Genomic DNA, 1,156 nt, shown 5'->3' with positions numbered 1-1,156 from the left:
GGAAGGTCTGAATAACTGCCGATTATCGCCAATCGCGGTTTGAGTCGACAAAAAATCAAAGATTCAGACACGCTTCTCCCGTTATGTGTGTGTTTTTTGCCCGTTTCCCGCCTTTTAGGCGGAAAACGGGCGCACTGGCCCTACGCCAGTTGGTATTTATCACCGATCAGCAGGTTGCTGAACGCCGCCAGCAAGTACAGACGGTGTGTGTTCTTGGCGAGGCCGCGATAGCGGACCTTGCTGTAGCCAAAGACTTGTTTGATGTACCGGAAAGGGTGCTCCACCTTGGCACGGATACTGGCTTTAATTTTTTCGACTTTCTGCTGGTGGGCATCCAATTGCTTACGGGTGCCCGGCCGTTTGGCTATATACCAAGAGACGCTGTTGCGGTGCTTGTGCTCATTCCGCTTTTGAATACCAAGGTAACCGGCATCACCAAAGACCCGTTGCTCTTCACCATGGAGTAGCTTATCGGCAGGCACAATGTCGTGAACATTGGCAGCCGTGGTATCGATGCTGTGAATCAATCCGAGTTTATCGTCGACACCAATGTGCATTTTCATGCCGAAGTGCCAAGCGTTGCCTTTTTTGGTCTGGCGCATGTCTGGGTCGCGCTGGCCGCTTTCGTTCTTGGTGGAACTTGGCGCTGAAATAATGGTGGCATCCACAATACTGCCTTCGCGCAGCATCAGGCCCTGTTGCTCTAGATGCTTATTTACCTCCTTAAAAAGTGCCTCGCCAAGGCCGTGGCGTTCAAGGAAATGGCGGAACTTGAGAATGGTGGTTTCGTCCGGCAAGCGGTCCAGCTTCAAACCAGCAAAATGCCGCATGGATTCAATTTCGTACAACGCATCCTCCATGGCCGGATCGCTCAGGTTATAGAACAACTGCATGAAGTGAACGCGTAGCATCGTGGGCAACGGATACGGCGGCCGTCCCGTCTGGCCTTTGGGGTAATAGCGGGCGACTTTTTTCTCCAACCGCTTCCAGGGAATCAAGTTGTCCATGCGTTCCAGAAAGAGCTCTCGGCGGGTCTTTCGCTTCTTGTTCTGGTACTCGGCTTCGGAGAAAGTGATCTGATCCATGCGGTAATGAATCCTAGGCAGTTGACGATGGCCGTATTATCGCTGATTTCGGAGACTTATTCAGAGTCTCC

General features: G+C 52.1%; 1 protein-coding gene. It reads right to left on the bottom strand.

Annotation, left to right across the window (positions count from 1 at the left end; genetic code table 11):
* Positions 1-140: 140 nt before the first annotated feature.
* Positions 141-1,085: an IS5 family transposase gene (locus tag NH395_RS18310; RefSeq protein WP_253026933.1), complete on the bottom strand. Its 945-nt coding sequence runs from the start codon at positions 1,083-1,085 to the stop codon at positions 141-143.
* Positions 1,086-1,156 lie beyond the last annotated feature (71 nt).

The sequence above is a fragment of the Halomonas sp. Mc5H-6 genome, from assembly GCF_024124705.1.
In the GTDB taxonomy this organism is placed as follows: Bacteria; Pseudomonadota; Gammaproteobacteria; order Pseudomonadales; family Halomonadaceae; genus Vreelandella; species Vreelandella subterranea.
Note: the sequence above shows the minus strand (reverse complement) of the source record. Positions and strands in the feature narration are given on the sequence as shown.

Excerpts from the sequence above, each read along its gene's own strand:
- NH395_RS18310 (WP_253026933.1), bottom strand. The coding sequence starts at position 1,085 with ATGGATCAGATCACTTTCTCCGAAGCCGAGTACCAGAACAAGAAGCGA.